The following is a 19,611-nucleotide window of genomic DNA, read 5'->3' on the forward strand; positions in this document are numbered from 1 at the left end:
GCCGTCAGCCCTCCAGGACCGTGCGCAGGTCCCACAGGGTGCGCCAGGTGGCGGAGCCCTGTTCGGCGCGGCGCCGGACGGGCCCGTCCCAGTAGCCGCGCAGCCGGGCCGCGTCGGCCGGGTCGTCCTTGCGGACCACACCCAGCAGGTGGCCCGGCAGCAGCCCCAGCACATCACGGTCACCCGGGAAGTAGGCCGCCGCGAGCGCCAGCGCACCCGCGACGGACACGGCCTCCGCGGTGCTCATCACCGTGGACGGGCGTTCCACCTCCCAGCCTTCCGCCGACCGTCCCTCCCGCAGATCACGGAAGGCGGTGACCAGCGCCTCCAGCACGGCGTCGTCGACCTGGAAGCAGGCGCCGACCCGCTCCACCGAGGCCCGTGCCTGACTGCGCACCAGCGCGGTCTCCGCGTCGAGGTCCGGAATCGGCCCGACCGTCTCGAAGTTGAAGCGGCGCTTGAGGGCCGCCGACATCTCCGAGACGCCCCTGTCCCGCAGGTTCGCCGTGGCGATGAGGTTGAAGCCGGGCGCCGCATGCGCCAACGCGTCGTCCGAACCCGCCAGTTCGGGTACGGCGATGCGCCGCTCCGACAGCAGCGAGACCAGCGAGTCCTGCACCTCGGGCAGGCACCGTGTGACCTCCTCGACGCGGGCGATGGCCCCCCGCGACATGGCGGTCAGCACCGGTGAGGGCACCAGCGCCTGCGGGCTCGGCCCCTGCGCCAGCAACAGGGCGTAGTTCCAGCCGTACTTGAGCTGGTCCTCCGTCGTCCCCGCGGTGCCCTGCACGACCAGTCCGCTGGTGCCGCACACCGCGGTGGACAACAGCTCGGACAGCATCGACTTGGCGGTACCGGGCTCGCCGACGAGCAGCAGCCCCCGCTCACCGGCGAGCGTGACCACACACCGCTCCACCAGCGCCCGGTCGCCGACGAACTTGCCCTCCACCACCAGGCGGCGGGGCACCCCGTCGGGCGCCTCCGTCCCGTCGGGCAGCTTCAGGGCGCGGCCGTCGCTGCCCATGACGAACGTGACGACGGCACGCGGGGTGAGACGCCAGGCGGGTGGGCGCGGTCCGTCGTCGTACGCGGCCAGAAAGGCCAGCTCACCGGCGTACCGGTCCTCGGGCGGGACGATCTGACGGACGGCGCCGGCGGAGTCGTGGGGGAGGGCGGTGGTGGTCATCGGCGCGTGTTCTTCCAGGTGGGGCGGGAGGGTGGTCATCGGCGGCGTCCCTTGCGGGTGGCGCGGGTGGTGAGCTGCTCGTAGGCCGGGGCGTCGCCGGAGACGACGCGGGCCCAGGCGCGTTCGAACAGTTCGGGCACCGGCGCCAGCGGCACCACCCCCGCGTAGGCGCGCACCGGGTACAGGCCCTCCTTCCAGATCTCCACCGGCAGCGCGGGGGACCTCAGGTCGAGCCAGCCGCAGGGGAGGAAGAGTGTGCGCCCGGCGCGCGCTCTCTTGGCCTCGACGACCAGGCCGCTCGCCGCGAGTTCGACGCGTGCCTTCTTCGTCCGGGCGGGCTTCCAGCCGGTCCACCGCGCGCAGTTGCGGTCCGTGGGGTCCGGCAGGGCCAGCAGCTGGAGGTAGAGCGCCGCCGCGTCCTCGCCCAGCGCGTGGTGTGCGGCGACCTCGGCGACCAGTTCCGGCACGCTGAAGGCCGGGTCCTGGGCGTGTCCCGCGGGTTCTCCGGGGTCGCCCCCGGCCGCGAGCGCACGGGCCAGATCCCCGCCGAGGACGGTACGCAGGGCCCACATGCCCTCGCTCCGTCCCGGGCCGACCAGCCCCTCCACCAGCCCGAACACAGGGTCGTCGGGAGAACCCAGTGCGCCCGGCCGGACCAGGACGGTCTCCTGGTCGCCGTACCAGGGGCGCAGCACGAGAGCCTCGCCCACGTGGGTCAGGCCGTCCGCGTCGGCGCCCCCGGCGGCGGGCAGCCCGTACGCCTTGCGCAGTTCGACGGCGGTCGGGGAACCCTTCTCCGTCCATGCGACGTCCAGGTCGAGCAACAGGCCCGGGTCGGTGAGGCGGCGGCGCAGCGCGGCGAGGCCTTCCGGCAGAAGGGCTCGCAGCGGGTGTCCGTACGGCAGGGCGTAGGCGAGCCCGGCGAGGGCGGTCACGGCACCGGTCAGGTGGTGCCGGCCGGGCAGCGCCGACGGGTCCTCCGCGACCAGGTTGCCGTCCTTGTCCGGCCGCTGGACCGTGGTGCGGCCGATCCACGGGGTCAGCTGCGGGTTCAGGACCTGCTCGGCGGAGCCGGTGGGCGTGCCGGCGAGGGAGAGCTCCCCGGCGAGATCCTCGGGCAGCCGTACGACCTTGCCGAGCCGTTCGGCCCACACCCGGCCCGCGGCCTGCGTGTCCGGCCCGGTCGTCCACAGATCACCTGGGTTGCCGGGCAGCAGGGCGCCGACGAGGGCCGCCCGGTCGTCGCTCCCGACCGAGGACAGCAGAACGTCGCCCAGTGCCTTCTGGCGCGGCTTGAGGCCGGTCGCGGCGATCACCTCGGCGGTGAGCTGTTTCGGCTTTCCCGCGAGCAGCAGAGCCGCCTGGAGCGGGCCCAGCGCGCCGTGGGTCGCGGCGGCGAGGGCGTCGGTCGCCTCCGGCTGCCAGGGCGCCGGCCCCTTGTCCCGGACGAGCGCGGTGACGGCGGCCAGCGCGTCGGTGGGGAACGGCGCCGGACGCGCTGTCTCCCGCTCCAGTGTGAAGTGGGCGATGGCGCCGAACGTGCCGGCCGGATCGTGATCCAGGGCGAGCCAGTGCACCCGCCCCGCCTGCCGGTCCACGTTCTGGCAGCCGAGGACGACGACGGTCCGGCCGTCCCGGCGCAGCACCTGGCCGACGCGTTCCTGCTTGTCGTGCGGTTCGCTCAGCACCACCTCGCGCAGGGCCCCCCGGGGAGCGGCCAGCGGCCCGTCGGCGATCGCCTCGAACAGCAGCAGCAGCGCCTCGCGGTGCGCCTCGGTCACCGTGGCGGAGGCGGCGCGGTACGCGAGCGGGCGCAGCACGTCCAGCACGGGCGTCCACACCAGACCGATGCCGGGCAGGGTGAACTCGTCGCTGCGCCACCCCTCGGACGTCCCGGTGGAGCGGACGGCCTCGGCCAGCGCCTTCCCGTCGGCGGGCTTCCCGGACAGCACGTGGTTCACGGCGCGGATCTGCCGCAGCGCGCCCCAGCGGACCTCGCTGCCCCACCAGCCGTGCACCTCGACGAGGCCGGTGGTGGCCTCGCGCAGCGTCGCGTCGTCGCCGTACTCGGGGCTGAGGTCGGCGAACATGCCGTCGACGCGCCGCCGCTCCGCCTTGGGCCGCTCCTCCGGCGGTGTCACGAACGCGGCGGCCGACTCCCGGAGCCGCAGCACCGCACGCACCAGCGCGGCGACACCCGTGACGAGGCCGCCGTCGCCGAGCGAGGGCAGGACGCGGGAGACGACCTCCCGGACGGCCTCGTCGGCGGGCGGCACGACGGCAGAGCTCTCCGAGGTCCCGTCGACCACCTTGGCGGCCGCCAGCTTCGCCTGCCGTCGGGCCAGCGCCTCGGCCGCGGCCCGCAGCACCTCGGCCGCCTGCTCGTCGGTCAGTGCGCGCAGCACCGCCGACGCGCGCTCGTCGCGTGGGCGCAGGGCGTGCCAGAAGTCGACCGGCGGGACGAACCGGGTGCCGGCCGCGAACTCGCCGCCGCGCTCCATCGGTGTCACCCGGCCCAGCTCACCGGCGGAGGACGTGTCGTCGCCCGCGTACAGGGCGATCTGCCGGTGCAGGGCCACGGCGACGGGCTCGGCCCCGCCGGGCAGCCGCAGTGCGCCGAGCAGGACGCCGGGCGCCCGGCCGTCGGCCCACGGCAGGGTGACGGTCCGGCCGTCCGGCGTACCGGCGACCGTACGGGCCTCGCCGCCCTCGCCCTCGGTGCGCACCCAGCGGCCGAGCACGGTGCCGTCCGTCCCGAACGGGCTCTGCTCCAGGCCGGGTTGGAGGGGCAGGACCTCGCAGTGGTGGAGCGAAAGGGGCGCGTCCTCGCGGATGCCGGACGTCAGGAACGCGGGCAGGGAGGCCCGCCCGTGGGTGCCGGTGACCGGGTCGTACTCGAGCCAGACCTGCTGTCGGCCCTGCCTGCCCTGGCGCCAGTACGAGGTGCCGTCGCCGAGAATGCGGCGGCTCGGCGGCAGGACGGTGTCACCGGCGTGCAGCGTGCGGCCACCGGTGGCGCGACCGCCCGCGGGCAGCGGGATCGAGGGCTCACCCGCGTCGTTGCCCCCGTACCACTGCGGGATCTGCTCGCCGCCGAGGGGGAACACGTCGGCCGGGCGGGCCGACCAGTAGCCGACCTGCTTGCCGTTCTGCCGCCACATGACGAGGAGTTCGCCGTCGGTGTAGCGGTAGCGCGGGCGCTGCCAGCGGTCCAGCTCGACGGGGAGCCGCAGATCGTGCTCCAGCAGGATCTCGTCGGGTCCGACGACGACCACCTTGTGCGCGCGGGCCAGGATCAGAGCGGGCCAGGCCTCGCTGACGCTCAGGGTGTCGTCGCGGTCGCGCCTGGTCTCGGCGTCGAGCCGGCGCAGCGCCTCCTCCAAGGCGGGCCAGCCCAGCTCGTCCAGGAGACCCGCGCGCAGGGTGTGCCCGAGCAGCGGCGCGACCTCGTGTGCGGCGACCGCGGCGACGGCCGCGGGGCTCACGCGGGCGGCCACCGCGCGCAGGGGGCGCAGCCGTTCCAGCGCCGCCCGCGCGGCGGGCAGACCGACCGCGGAGGTCAGCTCCCCGGCCGCGTCGTCCAGCCATTCGCGCAACACGTCGCCGAGCACCGGGTGGGCGGCCAGGCCCTCCAGTGCCTCGGGATCGGGGCGGTAGCCGCCGCTGACGGTGCCGATGTCGGTGTACAGCAGCCGTCGCAGCCGTGGGTCCGCCGCGGCGGCGCTCAGGTCGCGCCGGCCGGGGAGGGTCTCGCGCAACCAGCGGTCCAGGGACAGGTACACCACCTGGTCGGGGGCGGGCAGCTTCAGCGGAACGCCCTCGGCCGCGCACAGGTCGAGCAGGTCGGGATCCGCGCCGGCGTGCCAACGGCCCGAGCACAGGTCGACGGGACGCCCCTGGTCACGCAGCCGGGGCGCCATCCGTTCCACGAGGGCGAGGGTCGCCGGGGAACGGCCACTGACGTTGCCGCCGTGCTTGCGGTGCTGGGCCCACCGGCCGAGCCAGTCCGCCGGGTCCACGTCGGACGCCGTCTCACCCGTGAGGAGCAGATCCGCTTCGCACTCCACGAGCAGCGCGAGCCAGAACTCGTCGTCCTCGACGGACCGCCCGAGGCCGGCCGGCATGATCTCCAGCAGCCGTTCCCGCACCGGGGGCTGCCGCTCGGCGAGGATCGCGAGCGTCGAACGGTAGGCGTTCCAGAAGGACGCGGGGGCGCGGACCGCGGCGGGCGAGGAGAGCAGGTCGGCGACCAGGCCGCACTCCTCGGCGACCCGGTCGAGGCCGGCGGCCTTGATCAGGGCGCGCGCGTCCTGCGGCAGGGACGCGTAGGGCGGCATCCCGGCCGCGCAGCGCTCCACCGTCAGCTGCCGGAACTGGTCCCAGGCCCCGGCCGGGTCGAGGCGCGCCGCGAGGGCCTTGACGTGCTCCTTGAGCGCCTTGACCGTGAGGGCCCCGGCGAAGGCGAACTCCAGGAACACGGCCCGCTGCCGCTCCTCGTCCACCTTCAGCGCGTGCACCCGCTCGGCCTCGCGGGCCTTGCCGAAAAAGGCGGAGGCGTACGTCGTGTTCTCGTGCTGGAGGAAGACGCGGGCGGCCTGCTCGTAGAAGGTGGGCAGGAAGTGCGGCACGGCCCGGCCGAGCCGGGTGCCGAGCTCCTCGAAGCCGTCCTTGGCGGTGCCGGGGCGGGACTTGGCCTGCCGCGCGAGCCGCTCGACGTCCTTGACCAGGGCCAGCGCGTGGTGCCCGTTGGCCGGGTCGTTGACCAGGGCCCAGGCGGGGAAGCCGAGCGTCTCCCGGCGCACCTGGCCGACCTCCGGGGTCTCCGGGTCCCGGGCCAGCCCCAGGAAGTCCAGCGCCAGGTCCTCGGCCTCGCCCAGGGTGCCCGGCACGAGCCGCACGATCCGCCGGCCGTCGAGCGCCGGGTGCGAGTACCTGCGCACGGTGAGGGTGTCGGCGTCCTCGCGGGTCGTGCTGCCCGGTGGCAGGACGGCGCCGGCGTCGAGCAGTGCGGCCGCGGTGGTCTCGTCGTAGGTCGTCATGCCGCCCGCTCCTCGTCCTCGATGTCGCGCCCGGCGTACAGCGCGGCCGCCATGCGCATGCCCTCGGACCAGGCCACCGGCCCGATCCGGCCGAGCTTCAGCACCCGGCCAGAGGAGTCGGTGAACACCAGCGGGCCGGTCTCCGCCTCCTGGTAGCCCTCGTAGTCGCCGACCCATACCCGGGCCTCGACGGTGCGGTCGTCCTCGAGGACGGAGACGACGGCGTGACCGCCGCGCACGCGGTAGCCGAGCTGGGTGACCCGGCCGTGCAGGAACCGCTGCTCCTTGAACGCGCCGCCCGCGTAGTCCTCGACCGAGGTGCTCTCCGCGTCGAGGGCCGCGGGACGCCGCCACACCTCGCGGAACAACTGCTGGGCACGCTGCTCGACGCCGAGTTCGACGGCGAACTCCCGCAGCTCCTCCAGGTCGTCGAGGAGCACGGGGTGCGGGAGGCGGACGAGGTCGGGCGTGATGCGGACGGTGTCGCCGTCGAGGTCGACCAGACCGAGGCCGCGCTCGGGGTCGGCGTCCCGCAGGAATCCGGCCACCTCGCCGTCGGCCCCGGTGACGACCAGGTCGCGCAGGGCGGCCTGCCAGGCGGGGTCGGGCCATACCTGCGCGACGACCGTGAACGGCACCGGCAGCGAGCGCACCATCCACCGCTCCACGTCGGCCAGGCACTGCCGGTCGTGCCGTTCCAGCCACTCGGTGAGCTGACGCAGGCCCACCACGGCCGGCTCGTCCGCGATCTTGGGCGGCACGGACTTCAACCGCCGCCCGGCCGCGTTGCGGCACACCACCTTGCCGTCATCGAGGGCGACTTCGTAGTCGCCGGCCGACACCCACCCCATGTGTGCCTCCCGCACCCGCAGTGATCAAGTGACGGGAACTGTAGATCAGGCCACTGACAACGGGATCAGGACGAGGGCGGGACGAGCGGTGCCGTGGGGCCGGGCGGGACGTAAGCGCACTTCGACGGCCCGTTCCGGCATTCCGGGAGGGTCGGCCGCGTCCGGTCGCGGCATGACGAGGGCGCGGGCCGGCGCCCTGTTCCGGGTCACGCCGGGGACACCCCGCGGCCCCGGCCGGACGGTCGCGTCAGCCCTCGACCCAGCCGTGGTTCTTCGCGAACTGCGCGAGCCCGGCGCGCACCTGGACGATCTGCTCACCGGTCAGCGAGGGCGCCGCCGTCAGCAGTGCCTCGGTGACGTCCCGGGTGAACTCCTCGGTGCTGAGCACGTCACACAGGACGTCGTCGTCGGCGGCGAGGGGCTTGCCGTCCGCGCCGCGCGCGAGCCGTACCCCGGACGCCTTCGGACCGCGCTCGCCGTCCTCGATCTCGAACTCCACCACGATGCCCCTGCGCACCTGCGACTCGGGCATCAGCATGTCGTTGACGTGCAGGAAGACGTCCTCACCGCCGTCGTCGGGCGCGATGAACCCGTAGCCCCGCTGACTGTCGAAGCGCACCACACGACCAGCGACCATCCCAACCCCCAGCGACCTCGAAACACCCACGTCGGTGAACCTGTCCAGATCGTAGTCAGACCGACGGGTTCCGGGCGACTCCGGGGATTCCCGCAGTGCGGTACCGCCTGGTCAGCGCCTCGGCCACGGTGTGCGCGGCGGGACGGGGGCGTCGCGCCGGGGCACCGGACGGACGGCGGCGGGCTCGGCGCCGCGCACCGGCGGGCAGGCGGCACGGGGACGCGGGCACCGGTCGGCCCGGGGGCCGCCCCGACCGTGGCGGCCGGTGGCGGGCACCGTCAGCGGGTCCTCGGTGCCGAGGGTCTCCTGCGTAGCGTGCGGCCGGGGCCACGCCCCGGGGTGGTTCGGGCCGGGGCGGCAGCGCGGACCGGCAGACCGGTCGGCCGGCCGCCGAGAGCGTCGACGCGGACGGCTGCCGGGCGGCCGAGCCGATGCCGACGGGTGTCAGGACTCGGCGCGCTCCGCGTTGCGCTTCTTGATGCGGACGGTCTCCTTGCGGACCTCGGCCTGCGTGGCGCGCTCCTTCTCCAGCCACTCGGGCCTGGCGTCCTTGAGGGCCTCGATCTGCTCCGTGGTGAGCGCCTCGGTCACTCCGCCGCGGGCCAGGCCCGCGATGGAGACGCCCAGCTTGGCGGCGACCACCGGACGGGGGTGCGGGCCGGACTCGCGCAGCTCGACCAGCCAGGCGGGCGGGTTCGACTGGAGCTCGGTCAGCTCGGTACGCGAGACGACGCCCTCCTGGAACTCGGCGGGCGTGGCGGGGAGGTGCACACCCAGCTTCTTCGCCGCGGTGGCGGGCTTCATCGTCTGGGTGCTCTGCTGCGACTTCATGCCGTCCAGGGTATCGGCCGCGGCGGAGACCTCCGACCACAGCCGGTAACCTGGCGGGATGACCGACTCGGCGGACTCCCCCTCGTTCCGGCTCGCGTACGTCCCCGGAGTGACGCCCGCCAAGTGGGTGCGGATCTGGCACGAGCGTCTGCCTGACACGCCCCTCACCCTCCTCCAGGTGACCCTCGCCGAAGCGTTCGAGGTCCTGCGCGACGGGGCGGCCGACGCGGCCTTCGTGCGGCTCCCGGTGGACCGTACGGTGTTCAGCGCGATCCCCCTCTACACGGAGACGACCGTCGTCGTGGTGCCCAGGGACCATGTGCTCACGGCGGCCGAGGAGGTCACCCTCGAAGACCTCGCCGACGAGGTGGTCCTGCACCCCCTCGACGACGTGCTCGGCTGGGAGCGGCCGCCCGGCGAGGCCGCCTTCGAGCGCCCGGCGACCACCGAGGACGCGGTCGAGCTGGTCGCGGCGAACATCGGCGTCCTGGTGGTGCCGCAGTCCCTGGCCCGCCTCCACCACCGCAAGGACCTGACGTATCGCACCGTCGTCGACGCCCCCCGGTCGGACGTCGCCCTCTCCTGGCCCGAGGAGGCGACCACCGAGCTGGTCGAGGACTTCATCGGCATCGTCCGGGGCCGCACCGTGAACAGCACCCGGGGCCGCACCCAGCAGGCCCCGGCGCAGGAGCGCAAGGGCGAGCGGCGCACGCCGCAGTCCGGCGGCACGCCCCGCAAGGGAACGACGGGCGGCGCGGGTGGCCGCGGCCGCAGTGGAAGTGCGAAGGGCGCGGGTGCGAAGGGCGGCGGCCGGCGCGGGACCGGCGGCGGCAAGCCCCGCCGCCGGTCCTGACGCGTCCCCCGCGGTCAGGGCACGTACGTCGCCCCGTCGGCGGTGCTCACCACCTTCGCCCCGTCGGCCGCGCCGAGCAGACCGGCGGCCACCCACGCGTCCACCACCGTCCGCACCCGCGCCACCAGGGCCGGCTTCCCGGTGAACGGAGCCCCCGCCCACACCTCGTCGAGCAGCGTGGTGCCGCCTGCCTTCGCCGGGTTGGCCACGCCGGAGTCGGTGTTCCCGAAGACGATCCGGGGCTCGGCCCGGCGTACGTAGGCGTGCGTCGGGTCCTCGGTGCCCTCGAAGAAGGGGGCGAACTCGGTCCCGTCGAGGGTGTAGTGCAGCGGTTTCCCGCTCACCGGCGTGAGGGAGGGCAGCAGGTCACCGCTCAGGGCCGCGTTGCGGTAGAGGCCGAACTCCAGGTACGCGGTCGCGGAGTTGCGGGCGACGAGGTTGACCGGGCCGTGGAACAGGGTCTGAAGGGCCGGCTCGTCCGGCGTCTTCTCCGCCCGGAGCCGGAACGGCATCGCCACCCGGACGACGTCCCCGTCGCGCCAGGTCCGCGACACCGTGAAGTAACTCCCCGGCGTCGGCGCCCCGTCGGCCCTGCGCCCGTTGACCGTCACCTGGAAACCGGCCGTCGCCCAGGACGGCACGCGCAGCCGCAGCGCGAACGCGGCCCTGCGGCCCCGGACCGTGAGGGTGCTGCCCTGCTCCCGCGGGAAGTCGGTGCTCTGCGTGAGAGTGATCCCCTTGTCGGCCCAGGTGAGCGTGGACGGGCTGTAGAGGTTGACGTACAGCGCGCCACCGTCGGCCGCCCGGAAGTACACGGAGTCCTGGTACTTGGTGGCGCTCTCCATCCCGGTGCCCTCGCAGCACGTCGTGCCCTGCTTGGGCGTGTAGTCGCGCACGTGCCCCGGCTCAAGCCCGATGAAGTACGTGACCAGCGGCTTCTCCGCGCCCGCGGTGTCCTGCCGGGAACCGAGGACCTGGTTGTACAGGGCCCGCTCGTAGTAGTCCATGTAGGCGGGATCCTGCTCGTGGAAGAAGAGCGTGCGGCTCAGCTTCAGCAGGTTGTACGCGCAGCACGTCTCGGCCGTGGTCGCGCCGATCGTCCCCGCGACCACGTCCCGCGCCTTCCAGAACTCACCCGTGCTGGTTCCGCCGATGCCGTACATACGGTGCGGTACGACCATGCGCCAGAAGTTCTTCGCGGCGGTGAGGTAGCGCGTCTCGCCGGTGGCGTCGTACAGCCGCACCAGCCCGGTGAAGATCGGGATGTGCTGGTTGGCGTGCAGTCCGTCGAGCGTGTCGGTGTCGGCCGCGCAGGCGTCGATGAGCTTGTCGAGGTCGAACAGCCGGGCCAGCGCGAGGTGTTCGGCCTTGCCGGACAGGGCGTGCAGATCGCAGATCGCCTCGACGATGCCGCCGAACTCGCCGCTGGAGAAGATGCCCCACATGCGCTGGAGCGTCGCCGCGGGCAGCTTCGACAGCCGGGAGTACATCCAGTCGCACATCCCGGACGCCAGGTCGAGCGCGCGGTCGTCGCCGGTGGCGAGGTGGGCGTCCAGCAGACCCCTGAGGATCTTGTGGGCGGTGTAGTAGGGCGCCCACACCTTCGTGTAGTCGCTGCCGGTCATCGACTCCAGCTGGATGAACTGGGTCTCCGGGTAGGCCGCGAGGAACCCCGGATGGCTCGGCCCGCCCCAGGTGCGGCGCAGGGTGGCGGTCAGGCCGCGTCCCGAGGCGTCCGCGAAGGAGCCGCCGGACGTCTCGTCGAAGGCGTACGAGGCGAGGTCGCCGCCCGCCGGTCCGCTCTGAAGGGCGGCGACCTGCTCGGCGGTCAGCGCACGGGACCAGACGTCGAAGCCGCCGAAGGCACCCGCGAAGACGGGGTCCGACGTGTAGTGGGACCGGCCGAGCCAGTGGCCGGTGAGGGCGCCCAGGGCGGCCGGAGTGAGGGACATGGCGGTGTTGCGGGCGACGGGCGTGCCGTCGACATACAGGGTTCCGGTGCTCCCGGTGAGCGTCACGGCGAGGTGGCTCCACTGGTTCAGCGGCAGCACCGCCGTGCCGTCGAGCCCCTGCTCGCGGCCCGCCCCGCCGGTGGTGATGGCGAACCGGGGCACCCCGCTCGCGTTGCGGGCGGCCAGGTACAGATACCGGGTCGTGTCGTTGCCGAAGTCGAAGATCCGGGTCCAGCCGGCGTCGTGGGTGGGTTTCACCCAGGCGGCGAGGGTGATCTGCGTGGCGCCGCCGAGGACGCCGGAGGGCAGGTCGACGTACCGGTAGGAGCCGCGGACGTTCTCCACGGCCGGACCGGACCTCCCGTCGGTGTTCAGCACGGAGGGGTCGTGGCGCAGGGCCTCGCGCACCTCGGTGAGCGCGCCGACCGCCGTGGCGATCCGGTCGGCGAACACCTGCTCGCCGGTGCTCGCGTACGCCTGGGAGAGCATCGTCAGGAAGTGGCCGGTGTAGTGGCCGCGCAGGTTGCCGTTGGCCTCGCCGTCCAGGCCCTCCCAGCCGCCGGGGGCGACCGCGCCGAGCGTGGAGAGGCCGGCGTTGGCGCGGAAGACCTGGAGCAGCCGGTTCACGTCGTAGCCGCGGGCGTGGTCGAGCATCAGCTTGCGCTTGGCGGCGAAGACTCCGGGGCCGAGCGCGACCTGCTCGAGGCCGAAGGGCAGGAGGGACCAGGCGGCCGGGGGCGGCAGCGCGGCCGCCGAGGCCCCGGTCGCGGCCGTGGCGGGGATCGCCGGAACGGCCGCGGCGAGTATCGCGCTCTGGAGAAGGGTCCGTCGGGTGAGGGGCGGTGCCATGGGTGCTGCTCCTCCGGTCCACAGATGATCACACGGTCTCGTTCGGTATCGCGAACAGTGTGCGGATGGTCGAGCAGACGTTAAAGGGGTGGCGAGGGAGCGTCAACGGTCCTGACGGGACGGAAAGTTGCGGGGCCGCGACTACCTGCCGACGGCCCGCCCGATCGACTCCACCAACGGCAGCAGCCGGTGCGGCACCCGCTCGCGCAGGGCGACCTCGGTGCGGGTGCGGACCACGCCGGGCAGGCTGATCAGCTTCTGGATCACGTCTTCCAGGTGCGCGTTGTCGCGGGCCACGACCCGGGTGATGAGGTCGCCGCCGCCCGTGATGGAGAACGCCTCCACGATCTCCGGTACGGCGGCCAGCGCGTCGCCCACATCGTCGAGGTGCCCCTGTGTGACCTCGATGTGCACGAACGCGAGCACCGGGTGGCCCAGTGCGGCCGGCGAGAGCGACGGCGCCATGCCGGTGATCACGCCGTCCCGCTCCAGCCGGTCGAGGCGGGCCTGAAGGGTGCCGCGCGCGACACCGAGGAGCCGGGCGTACTCCCGCACACTCGTACGCGGCTGCTCGAGCAGCAGACGCAGGATGCGGGTGTCCAGCTCGTCGACGGCCATCCGGAGGCCTCCTCGCACAGTCGTGATCGGCGCCGACTGTACCAATGGCCCAGCCCGAGGGACGCGGACCGGGCCACCGGCGGTGGGGGAGCCGCAGAAGGAAGTGGGCCGATGGCAGGCTGATGGCGGAGTGATCCCGCTTCCGACTGATCCATTGGCTCAGTATTCCGGAAGCCGGTTGAACCACCAGTCCTCCGGATGCTCAAATGGCCGGGTCGATGGCGCTGCGGACCCCCGCGGCGCCTTTCTCATGTGCCCACCGCGCGGGTGGGGCGTTCAGGGTGGGGAAGGGGCGGGGCGACTTGCTGAAGAGGGCGTTCGTGGCACCGGATCCCGGGCGGGTGCGACTGCGGTTCGCCTCCCGGGCCGTACTCGGCATCGGGCTGGCCGTCACGCTGTGCGGCCTCGCCGGGCACTCGCTGGTGGCGGCCGTCACCGGTGGCCTGGCCGCGCTGCTCGCGCTGTTCACGGTCACGGACACCACGGGGCGCGCCAGGGCCGTGACGACCGCCCTGCTCCCGGTCGTCGGGCTGCCGGTGCTCGCCCTCGCGGCCGTCCTGCATGACCTGCCCGTGGCCCGTGACGCGGTGTTCCTCGCCGTCGTGGGCGCGGGGGTGTACGCCCGGCGCTGGGGGCCGCGCGGGCACTCGCTCGGGGTGTTCGCGTTCATGACCTTCTTCGCCGCCCAGTTCCTGCACACCGTCCCCGGTCAGCTGCCCGAGCTGGGCACGGCCGTCCTGCTGTCGGTCGCAGGGTCGTCCGCGGTGCGGTTCGGGGTGTGGCCCTACGAACGGCGCTTGCCGGTGCCGCCCGCCGTCGCGCCGCCGCCCGGCGGGACGGGGCTGGCCCGGATCACGACGCGCCAGGCGGCCCAGGCGACGGTGGGCGCCGGGATCGCCCTCTTCGTCGGACAGGCGCTGTCGGACCAGCGGTGGTACTGGGCCGTGGGCGCCACCTGGTGGGTGTTCGTCAACACCACCTCCCGCGGCGAGACCCTGGTGCGCGGGTTCCGGCGTTTCCTCGGCACCGTGCTCGGGATCGTGCTCGGCCTGGTCGTGGCCGTGCCCCTGCACGGCCAGCCGGTGGCGACCGCCGTCGTCGTCGCGGTCGGCGTCTTCGGGATCTTCTACTCGGCCGCCGTGTCGTACACCTGGATGATGCTCTCCGTCACCGTCATGGCGAGCGCGCTGTACGGGCTGCTCGGCCTGCTCGACCCGGCCCTGCTCGCCCTGCGCGTCACCGAGACGGCCGTGGGGGCGCTGGCGGCCGTGCTCGCCGTCCTGCTGGTGCTCCCGGTCACCACGCACTCCGTCACCGACGCCTGGGTGGAGCGCGCACTGCGCTGCGTCCACCTGTGCACCGAGGAGGCGGCCGCCCGGCTCGCGGGTTCCGCGACGGCGGACCCGGCCCGGCGGCTGGTCGAACTGGAACAGATCCTCGCCCGGGTGCGGATGTCCCTGGCACCGCTGGTGCATCCGCTCAGCCCCCTGCGGGCGCGCAAGGGCCGCGCCCGGCGGGTGCTGGCGCTGCTCGACGACTGCGCCCGTGAGGTGCGCGGGCTGGCCTCGGTTGCCGCCGACCCGGAGGCCTCGCACGACGCCCGGCTCGTCGCCGCCTGCTGGCGGGTGGAGGCAGCGGTCGAGGCGCTCACCGCGCCCGCGGCCGGTGGACGGCCGGGCCCGGCGGATACGGCCGTGCCCCTCGGCGCGACGGCCGAGCCGGTGCTGGCCCATCTGCACGCCCTGGAGCGGGCACTCCTCGAACTCGCCGGGCCCCTGCGCGGCTCCGGACGGGTCCCGGCAGGAGCCTGAGCGGGCACGGATTCCGCAGCGGCGGCTCGTCGGCCTCGCGGGTTGCTGCGGCGCCCTCGCACGGCGCGCCGACGCCCTCGTAGCGTGAGTGAGCGCGTCTGGTCTAGACCGCTGGTGATCGACTGCTACCGTCACCCCGAGCAGCAGCGTCAGCAGCGACCCGGGAGGGGACAGCGGTGGCAGACCTCGGCGGAAGGCGACGGCGGGCGTTCATCGGCTCGTTCACGGCGGCTGGAGGGCCCGGTATCGTGGCCGCCGCCGTGGACCCGGCCAGTGGCGCGCTGACCGCACTCACCAGTGTGAACGGCGTCCCCGACCCCTCCTACCTGGCCCTGTCGGCCGGCGGTGACACGCTGTACGCGGTCAGTGAGACCGTGGACGGCGCGGTGGTCGCCTACCGGGTGAACGGCGACGCGCCGGAACAGGCCGGGCCGCCCGTGCCGGTCGGCGGCAGCGGCCCCACGCACCTCAGCGTGTACGACGGACACGTCCTCACCGCCAACTACGGCTCCGGCAGCGTCACCGCCGTCCCGGTCCGCCCGGACGGCACCCTCGCCCGGGTCGCCTCCGGCGTCCTCAGACACACCGGCTCGGGTCCACACACCCGGCGACAGCAAGCCCCGCACGCCCACCAGGTACAGCCCGATCCGAGCGGTCGCTGGGCGGTCAGCGTGGACCTCGGGACGGATTCCGTCCGGGTGTGCGCCCTGCGTGACGGGAATCCCGTCCTGCACCGGGAGCACGCACTGCGCCCGGGCTCCGGCCCGCGCCACCTGGCCTTCCATCCGGACGGCCGGCACGCCTACGTGGTCAACGAACTCACCCCGACCGTCACCGTCTGCCGGTGGGACGCCTCGGACGGCTCGCTGAAGCCCCTGGCCGAGGCCGCGGTGCTGCCCGGCGCCCCCGCCGGGGACGCCTACCCCTCGGGACTGGCCGTCTCGCCCGACGGCCGGTTCGTCTGGACCGCCACCCGGGGCGAGGACGTGCTCTCCGTCTTCGCCGTGGAGGGCGAGGGGGAGGCGCTGCGGCTGGTCGGCACCGTGCCCTGCGCCGGACACTGGCCGCGGGCCCTCGCCGAGTCCGGCGGTTTCCTGTACGTCGCCAACGAGCGCTCCGGCGACGTCACCTGGTTCGCGCTCGACCCGGCCACCGGCCTGCCCCGCCGGGCCGGCTCGATCCCGGTCCCCGCCGCCTCCTGCGTCGTCCTCACCTGACCCACCTCCCGGGCCCGGCCCCTGCACGGCACCCGTCCCGGCCGGCTCGAAGCGCCCCAGGACAGTCCGGGCCTGTACGGCACCCGTCCCGGCCGGCCCGATACGGCACAGACCACCCGGCCGCACGGCACCCGTCCCGACCGGCGCGAAGCGCTGCACGACAGCCGGGCTCGCGCACCCGTCCCGGCCAGGCTTGAAGCGCTGCACGACAGCCGGGTCCGACGGCCCCCGTCCCGGCCGAACTCGTGGCGCGGCGGGAGAGTCCGGGCGGGCGGCACCCTCGCCCGGGTTGCTTCCAGCGTCCGCAGGCATACCGGCTCGGGCCCGCGTGCGGTGCTCGTCCCGGTCGAACTCGTGGCGCGGGGGGAGAGTCCGGGCAGGTTTGGGGCCCGTCCCGGTCAGCCTGGACGGCATCCTCGCCTGGGTTGCTTCCAGCGTCCGCAGGCATACCGGCTCGGGCCCGCGTGCGGTGCTCGTCCCGGTCGAACTCGTGGCGCGGGGGGAGAGTCCGGGCAGGTTTGGGGCCCGTCCCGGTCAGCCTGGACGGCATCCTCGCCCGGGTTGCTTCCAGCGTCCGCAGGCGCACCGGCTCGCGTACGGCACCCGTACCGGCCAGATGGGAAGTGGCCCGGGACACCCCGGGCCCGTACCGGCCCCCGGCGGGTTCGCCGAACGCCGGTCGCTGCCATGGCGGCCCCGGCCAGCGGAGTCGGCAGGGGCCGCGTCGGCACCGCGCGCACGGCTTCCTGCCCGCTCGTACCCGTGCGGCGCCCCGAGGGGTGCCCGCAGGGAACGCGAAGGGCCCGCTCCACCTACGGAGCGGGCCCTTCGTTCGTGCGGCGTCCGGACGGGCGGTTCAGCGGACCGGCGCGCCCTGCGGCTGCGGCGGGGCGATCCCGAGGGCGGTCGTGTACTTGGCCAGCGCGAGCTTGCCGATGGCCGGGTACGGGCCGAGCGCCTCGGCGGCGGCGCAACCCGCTTCGCGGGCCGCCTCCTCGATCAGCGTGGCGTCGATCTCCGGACCGATCAGGTAAGGAGCCAGCGCCAGCTGCTGAGAGCCGGAGGAACGCAACTGCTCGGCCACGGAGGCGATGGAACCCTCCTGGTCGAGAGCCGCAGCCATCACCGGCACGGCGAGGCGCGCGGCGAGCAGCATGCCGGTGATCCCGGCGGCCTGCACGGCCTCCTCGCCGCCCACGGAGGCGAGGATGATGCCGTCCGCGGCCGTCGCCACGGTGAACAGCCGGGCGCGGTCGGCGCGGGCCAGACCCGCCTCGGACAGCCGCACGTGCAGGGCCTCCGCGAGCAGCGGGTGCGGTCCGAGCACATCGGTCAGTTCGGACGCGATCCGGCTCTCCATGACGGCCTGGCGGACCTGGCGAAGGAGCGCACCGTCGGGACCGGCCAGCAGCGGCACGACGACCGCGACCGGGCCGTCGGGCTCCTTGACGTCCAGACCGGCGGCACGGGCCTGCTCGAAGCGGGCCGTGCGCTCCTCGGCGGCGTGCACGAGAACGGACTGGAGGGTGGGGAAGCCGGTGTCGTCCCCGTCGAGGTATCCGATGCGTGCGTCGAGGCCCGGAAGCTCGGAACGGGCGATGCTCACGATCTCCTCGGCGAGGCCGCGGATGGCGGCGCTCGGCGGGCCCGGCACCGCGAGGACGAGCGCGGGCGCGCCCTCGGGAGCCGCCAGCGGCTCGGGTCGGCGGTGCCGCCCGGGCTGGCGAGGCCGCGGCATTCGTACTGGCAGGCCGGACGCGGGCCCAGTGGGGGAGCTCATGGCGACGCATGTTACTGGCTATCTGGGCTCCCCTGTTCGGGGAGGGTGCACGTGAGCGGTATCCGTCCGGTTTTGTCTGATGAGTTACGTACGGATCAGAAGTGATCAGCGTGTTTTCCAGGCGACTTGCCCTCGGAGGGAGTAATCCCCCTTTTTGGGCTATGGCGTACATTCCCTACGCGCGATGCATCAGTTGAGCCTCTTCACCGACAGGAGCGTCTCCTCACCCGGCAGTGTGAGCGTGTCCGTCGACAGTGCCGCGGCGATGCGCAGGGCGCCGTCCAGCGGGCCGCCCTCGGGGGGCACCCGCAGGGCATGCGGCACCCGTCGCGCCAGTTCCTCCTCCAAGGGGACGAGGAGAGGGTCGCCCAGCCGGAACAGACCCCCGGTGAGGGCGAGCCGGGGCTCGCCGCCGGCCGGGCACACGGCTTCGGCCGATTCGGCCAGGTGCCGGGCCGCCGCGCGCAGGATGCCGCCCGCGACCAGGTCGTCCCGGGCGCAGGCGGCCACCTGCGGTGCGAAGGCGGCGAGGACGGCCGGCCGGTCCGGGCGTGGGTAGAGCCGGCCGGGCAGCCCGCTCATCGGCCCGAACCGCTCCTCGGCGCGGGCCAGCAGCGCGGCGGACCCGCCGGGACGTCCGTCGTACGCGCGCAGGGCCGCTTCCAGGCCGGCCCGCCCGATCCAGGCGCCGCTTCCGCAGTCGCCCAGCAGATGACCCCAGCCGTCCGCCCGCCGCCATGCCGTCAGGTCCGTGCCGACGGCGATCAGGCCCGTCCCGGCTGCCACGACCACCCCCGGCCGTGGTCCGAGCGCACCGACGTAGGCAGTGACGGCGTCGGCGGCGAGCGCGGTCGTACGGACGCCGAACTCCCGGGCCAGGGCGCCCGGGAGCCCTGCGCGCAGCGCGTCGCCCAACGTGCCGAGTCCCGCCGCGCCCACGACCGCCGTGGCCGGCCGGGAGATGCCGGTCTCGGCCGACAACGCCCTTACCAGCGGGGTCAGTTGTTCCAGCAGGTGGTCCGGGTCGATGCCCCGCGCGCCGGTGCGCACGGGGACCGGGGACGAGCGCCGGGCCAGGGCGCCCCGCGCGGCGGTCCCGAGGGCGACCCGCAGACCGGAACCACCCGAATCCACCGCGAGGATGCCGTCGCGGTCGTCGTCGCGGCCCGGGCCCCCGCCGCTGCCGTCGGAGCCGATCACCGGGCCGGCCCCGGACCGGCCCCGGTCCCTGTCCCCGCCCCGGTTCCGGGGCCGTCGCAGGGGCAGGCCTCGGCAGTCACGGCAGGCGCCAGTCCACCGGTTGTCCTCCCTGCCGTACCAGCAGGTCGTTCGCCCTGCTGAAGGGCCGCGAGCCGAAGAAGCCGCGGTCCGCCGACATGGGGGAGGGGTGCGCGGACTCCACCGAGGGCAGGTCCCCCAGCAGCGGACGCAGATTGCGGGCGTCGCGGCCCCACAGGATGGACACCAGGGGCTTGCCACGTGCGGCCAGTGCCCGTATCGCCTGCTCGGTGACCTCTTCCCAGCCCTTGCCGCGGTGCGCTGCCGGTTTGCGCGGCGCGGTGGTGAGCGCCCTGTTGAGCAGCAGAACCCCCTGCTGTGTCCACGGCGTCAGGTCGCCGTTGGCCGGCTGGGGCAGGCCCAGGTCGGCGCCCAGCTCCCGGTATATGTTGATCAGGCTGCCGGGCAGCGGACGCACGTCCGCGGCGACCGAGAACGACAGGCCGACCGCGTGCCCGGGCGTCGGATACGGATCCTGCCCGACGATCAGGACGCGTACGTCGTCGAAGGGCTGCTGGAAGGCCCGTAGGACGTTCTGTCCGGCGGGGAGGTAGGTGCGTCCCGCGGCGATCTCCCCGCGCAGGAAGTCGCCCATCTCGGCGATCCTCCCGGCGACAGGTTCGAGGGCCTTCGCCCAGCCGGGTTCGACGATCTCATGCAGGGGTCGTGGTGCCACGGCGTCACCCTACTGCCGTACGCACGGCGGTGA

Annotated in this window: 13 protein-coding genes; 3 read left to right on the plus strand and 10 right to left on the minus strand. The window is 74.3% G+C overall.

What is annotated here, in order from left to right; translation table 11 throughout:
* Positions 1 to 4 precede the first annotated feature (4 nt).
* From OHS71_RS35840 to OHS71_RS35860, 5 genes are all read right to left on the minus strand, one after another.
* Positions 5 to 1,186 (minus strand): ATP-binding protein, encoded by a 1,182-nt coding sequence (locus OHS71_RS35840; protein ID WP_328484758.1) that lies wholly within the window; start codon positions 1,184 to 1,186, stop codon positions 5 to 7.
* A gap of 35 nt (positions 1,187 to 1,221) precedes the next feature.
* Positions 1,222 to 6,225, minus strand: coding sequence for a hypothetical protein (locus tag OHS71_RS35845; RefSeq protein WP_328483466.1), 5,004 nt, complete (start codon positions 6,223 to 6,225; stop codon positions 1,222 to 1,224).
* Positions 6,222 to 7,076, minus strand: a complete 855-nt coding sequence (locus OHS71_RS35850; RefSeq protein WP_328483467.1) for a DUF4132 domain-containing protein — start codon at positions 7,074 to 7,076, stop codon at positions 6,222 to 6,224. The genes OHS71_RS35845 and OHS71_RS35850 overlap by 4 nt, the downstream gene beginning before the upstream one ends.
* 247 nt (positions 7,077 to 7,323) lie before the next feature.
* Positions 7,324 to 7,713 (minus strand): cold-shock protein, encoded by a 390-nt coding sequence (locus OHS71_RS35855; protein ID WP_328483468.1) that lies wholly within the window; start codon positions 7,711 to 7,713, stop codon positions 7,324 to 7,326.
* A 444-nt stretch (positions 7,714 to 8,157) separates the two neighbouring features.
* A complete protein-coding gene (locus OHS71_RS35860; protein WP_328483469.1) occupies positions 8,158 to 8,544 on the minus strand; it encodes a DUF5997 family protein in 387 nt (128 codons plus the stop codon).
* Positions 8,545 to 8,602: 58 nt separating this feature from the next.
* Between OHS71_RS35860 and OHS71_RS35865 the strand changes: the two genes are divergently transcribed.
* Positions 8,603 to 9,397 carry a LysR family substrate-binding domain-containing protein gene (locus OHS71_RS35865; RefSeq protein ID WP_328483470.1) on the plus strand — a complete coding sequence of 265 codons (795 nt, stop codon included), beginning with the start codon at positions 8,603 to 8,605 and terminating at the stop codon, positions 9,395 to 9,397.
* A gap of 14 nt (positions 9,398 to 9,411) precedes the next feature.
* On the opposite strand, the gene OHS71_RS35870 is transcribed toward OHS71_RS35865, so the two are convergent.
* Entirely contained in the window at positions 9,412 to 12,198 is a 2,787-nt protein-coding gene (locus OHS71_RS35870; protein ID WP_328483471.1) for a beta-L-arabinofuranosidase domain-containing protein, read from the minus strand.
* Positions 12,199 to 12,339: 141 nt separating this feature from the next.
* The gene (locus OHS71_RS35875) at positions 12,340 to 12,816 is read right to left on the minus strand and encodes an Lrp/AsnC family transcriptional regulator (RefSeq protein ID WP_328483472.1); all 477 of its coding nucleotides are present in this window, start codon (positions 12,814 to 12,816) and stop codon (positions 12,340 to 12,342) included.
* Between the two features lie 302 nt (positions 12,817 to 13,118).
* Between OHS71_RS35875 and OHS71_RS35880 the strand changes: the two genes are divergently transcribed.
* Complete coding sequence (locus OHS71_RS35880) at positions 13,119 to 14,627, plus strand: FUSC family protein (RefSeq protein WP_328483473.1); 1,509 nt, start codon at positions 13,119 to 13,121, stop codon at positions 14,625 to 14,627.
* Between the two features lie 176 nt (positions 14,628 to 14,803).
* Positions 14,804 to 15,844 (plus strand): lactonase family protein, encoded by a 1,041-nt coding sequence (locus tag OHS71_RS35885; protein ID WP_328483474.1) that lies wholly within the window; start codon positions 14,804 to 14,806, stop codon positions 15,842 to 15,844.
* 856 nt (positions 15,845 to 16,700) lie between these two features.
* Here OHS71_RS35885 and OHS71_RS35890 read toward each other — a convergent pair.
* From OHS71_RS35890 to OHS71_RS35900, 3 genes are all read right to left on the minus strand, one after another.
* The gene (locus tag OHS71_RS35890; RefSeq protein WP_328483475.1) at positions 16,701 to 17,624 is read right to left on the minus strand and encodes a sirohydrochlorin chelatase; all 924 of its coding nucleotides are present in this window, start codon (positions 17,622 to 17,624) and stop codon (positions 16,701 to 16,703) included.
* A gap of 189 nt (positions 17,625 to 17,813) precedes the next feature.
* The gene (locus OHS71_RS35895; protein ID WP_443047183.1) at positions 17,814 to 18,821 is read right to left on the minus strand and encodes an N-acetylglucosamine kinase; all 1,008 of its coding nucleotides are present in this window, start codon (positions 18,819 to 18,821) and stop codon (positions 17,814 to 17,816) included.
* A gap of 79 nt (positions 18,822 to 18,900) precedes the next feature.
* Positions 18,901 to 19,578, minus strand: a complete 678-nt coding sequence (locus OHS71_RS35900) for a uracil-DNA glycosylase (RefSeq protein WP_328483477.1) — start codon at positions 19,576 to 19,578, stop codon at positions 18,901 to 18,903.
* Positions 19,579 to 19,611: the final 33 nt, after the last annotated feature.

Origin of the sequence: Streptomyces sp. NBC_00377 (assembly GCF_036075115.1) — a bacterium.
Taxonomy (GTDB): Bacteria; Actinomycetota; Actinomycetes; order Streptomycetales; family Streptomycetaceae; genus Streptomyces.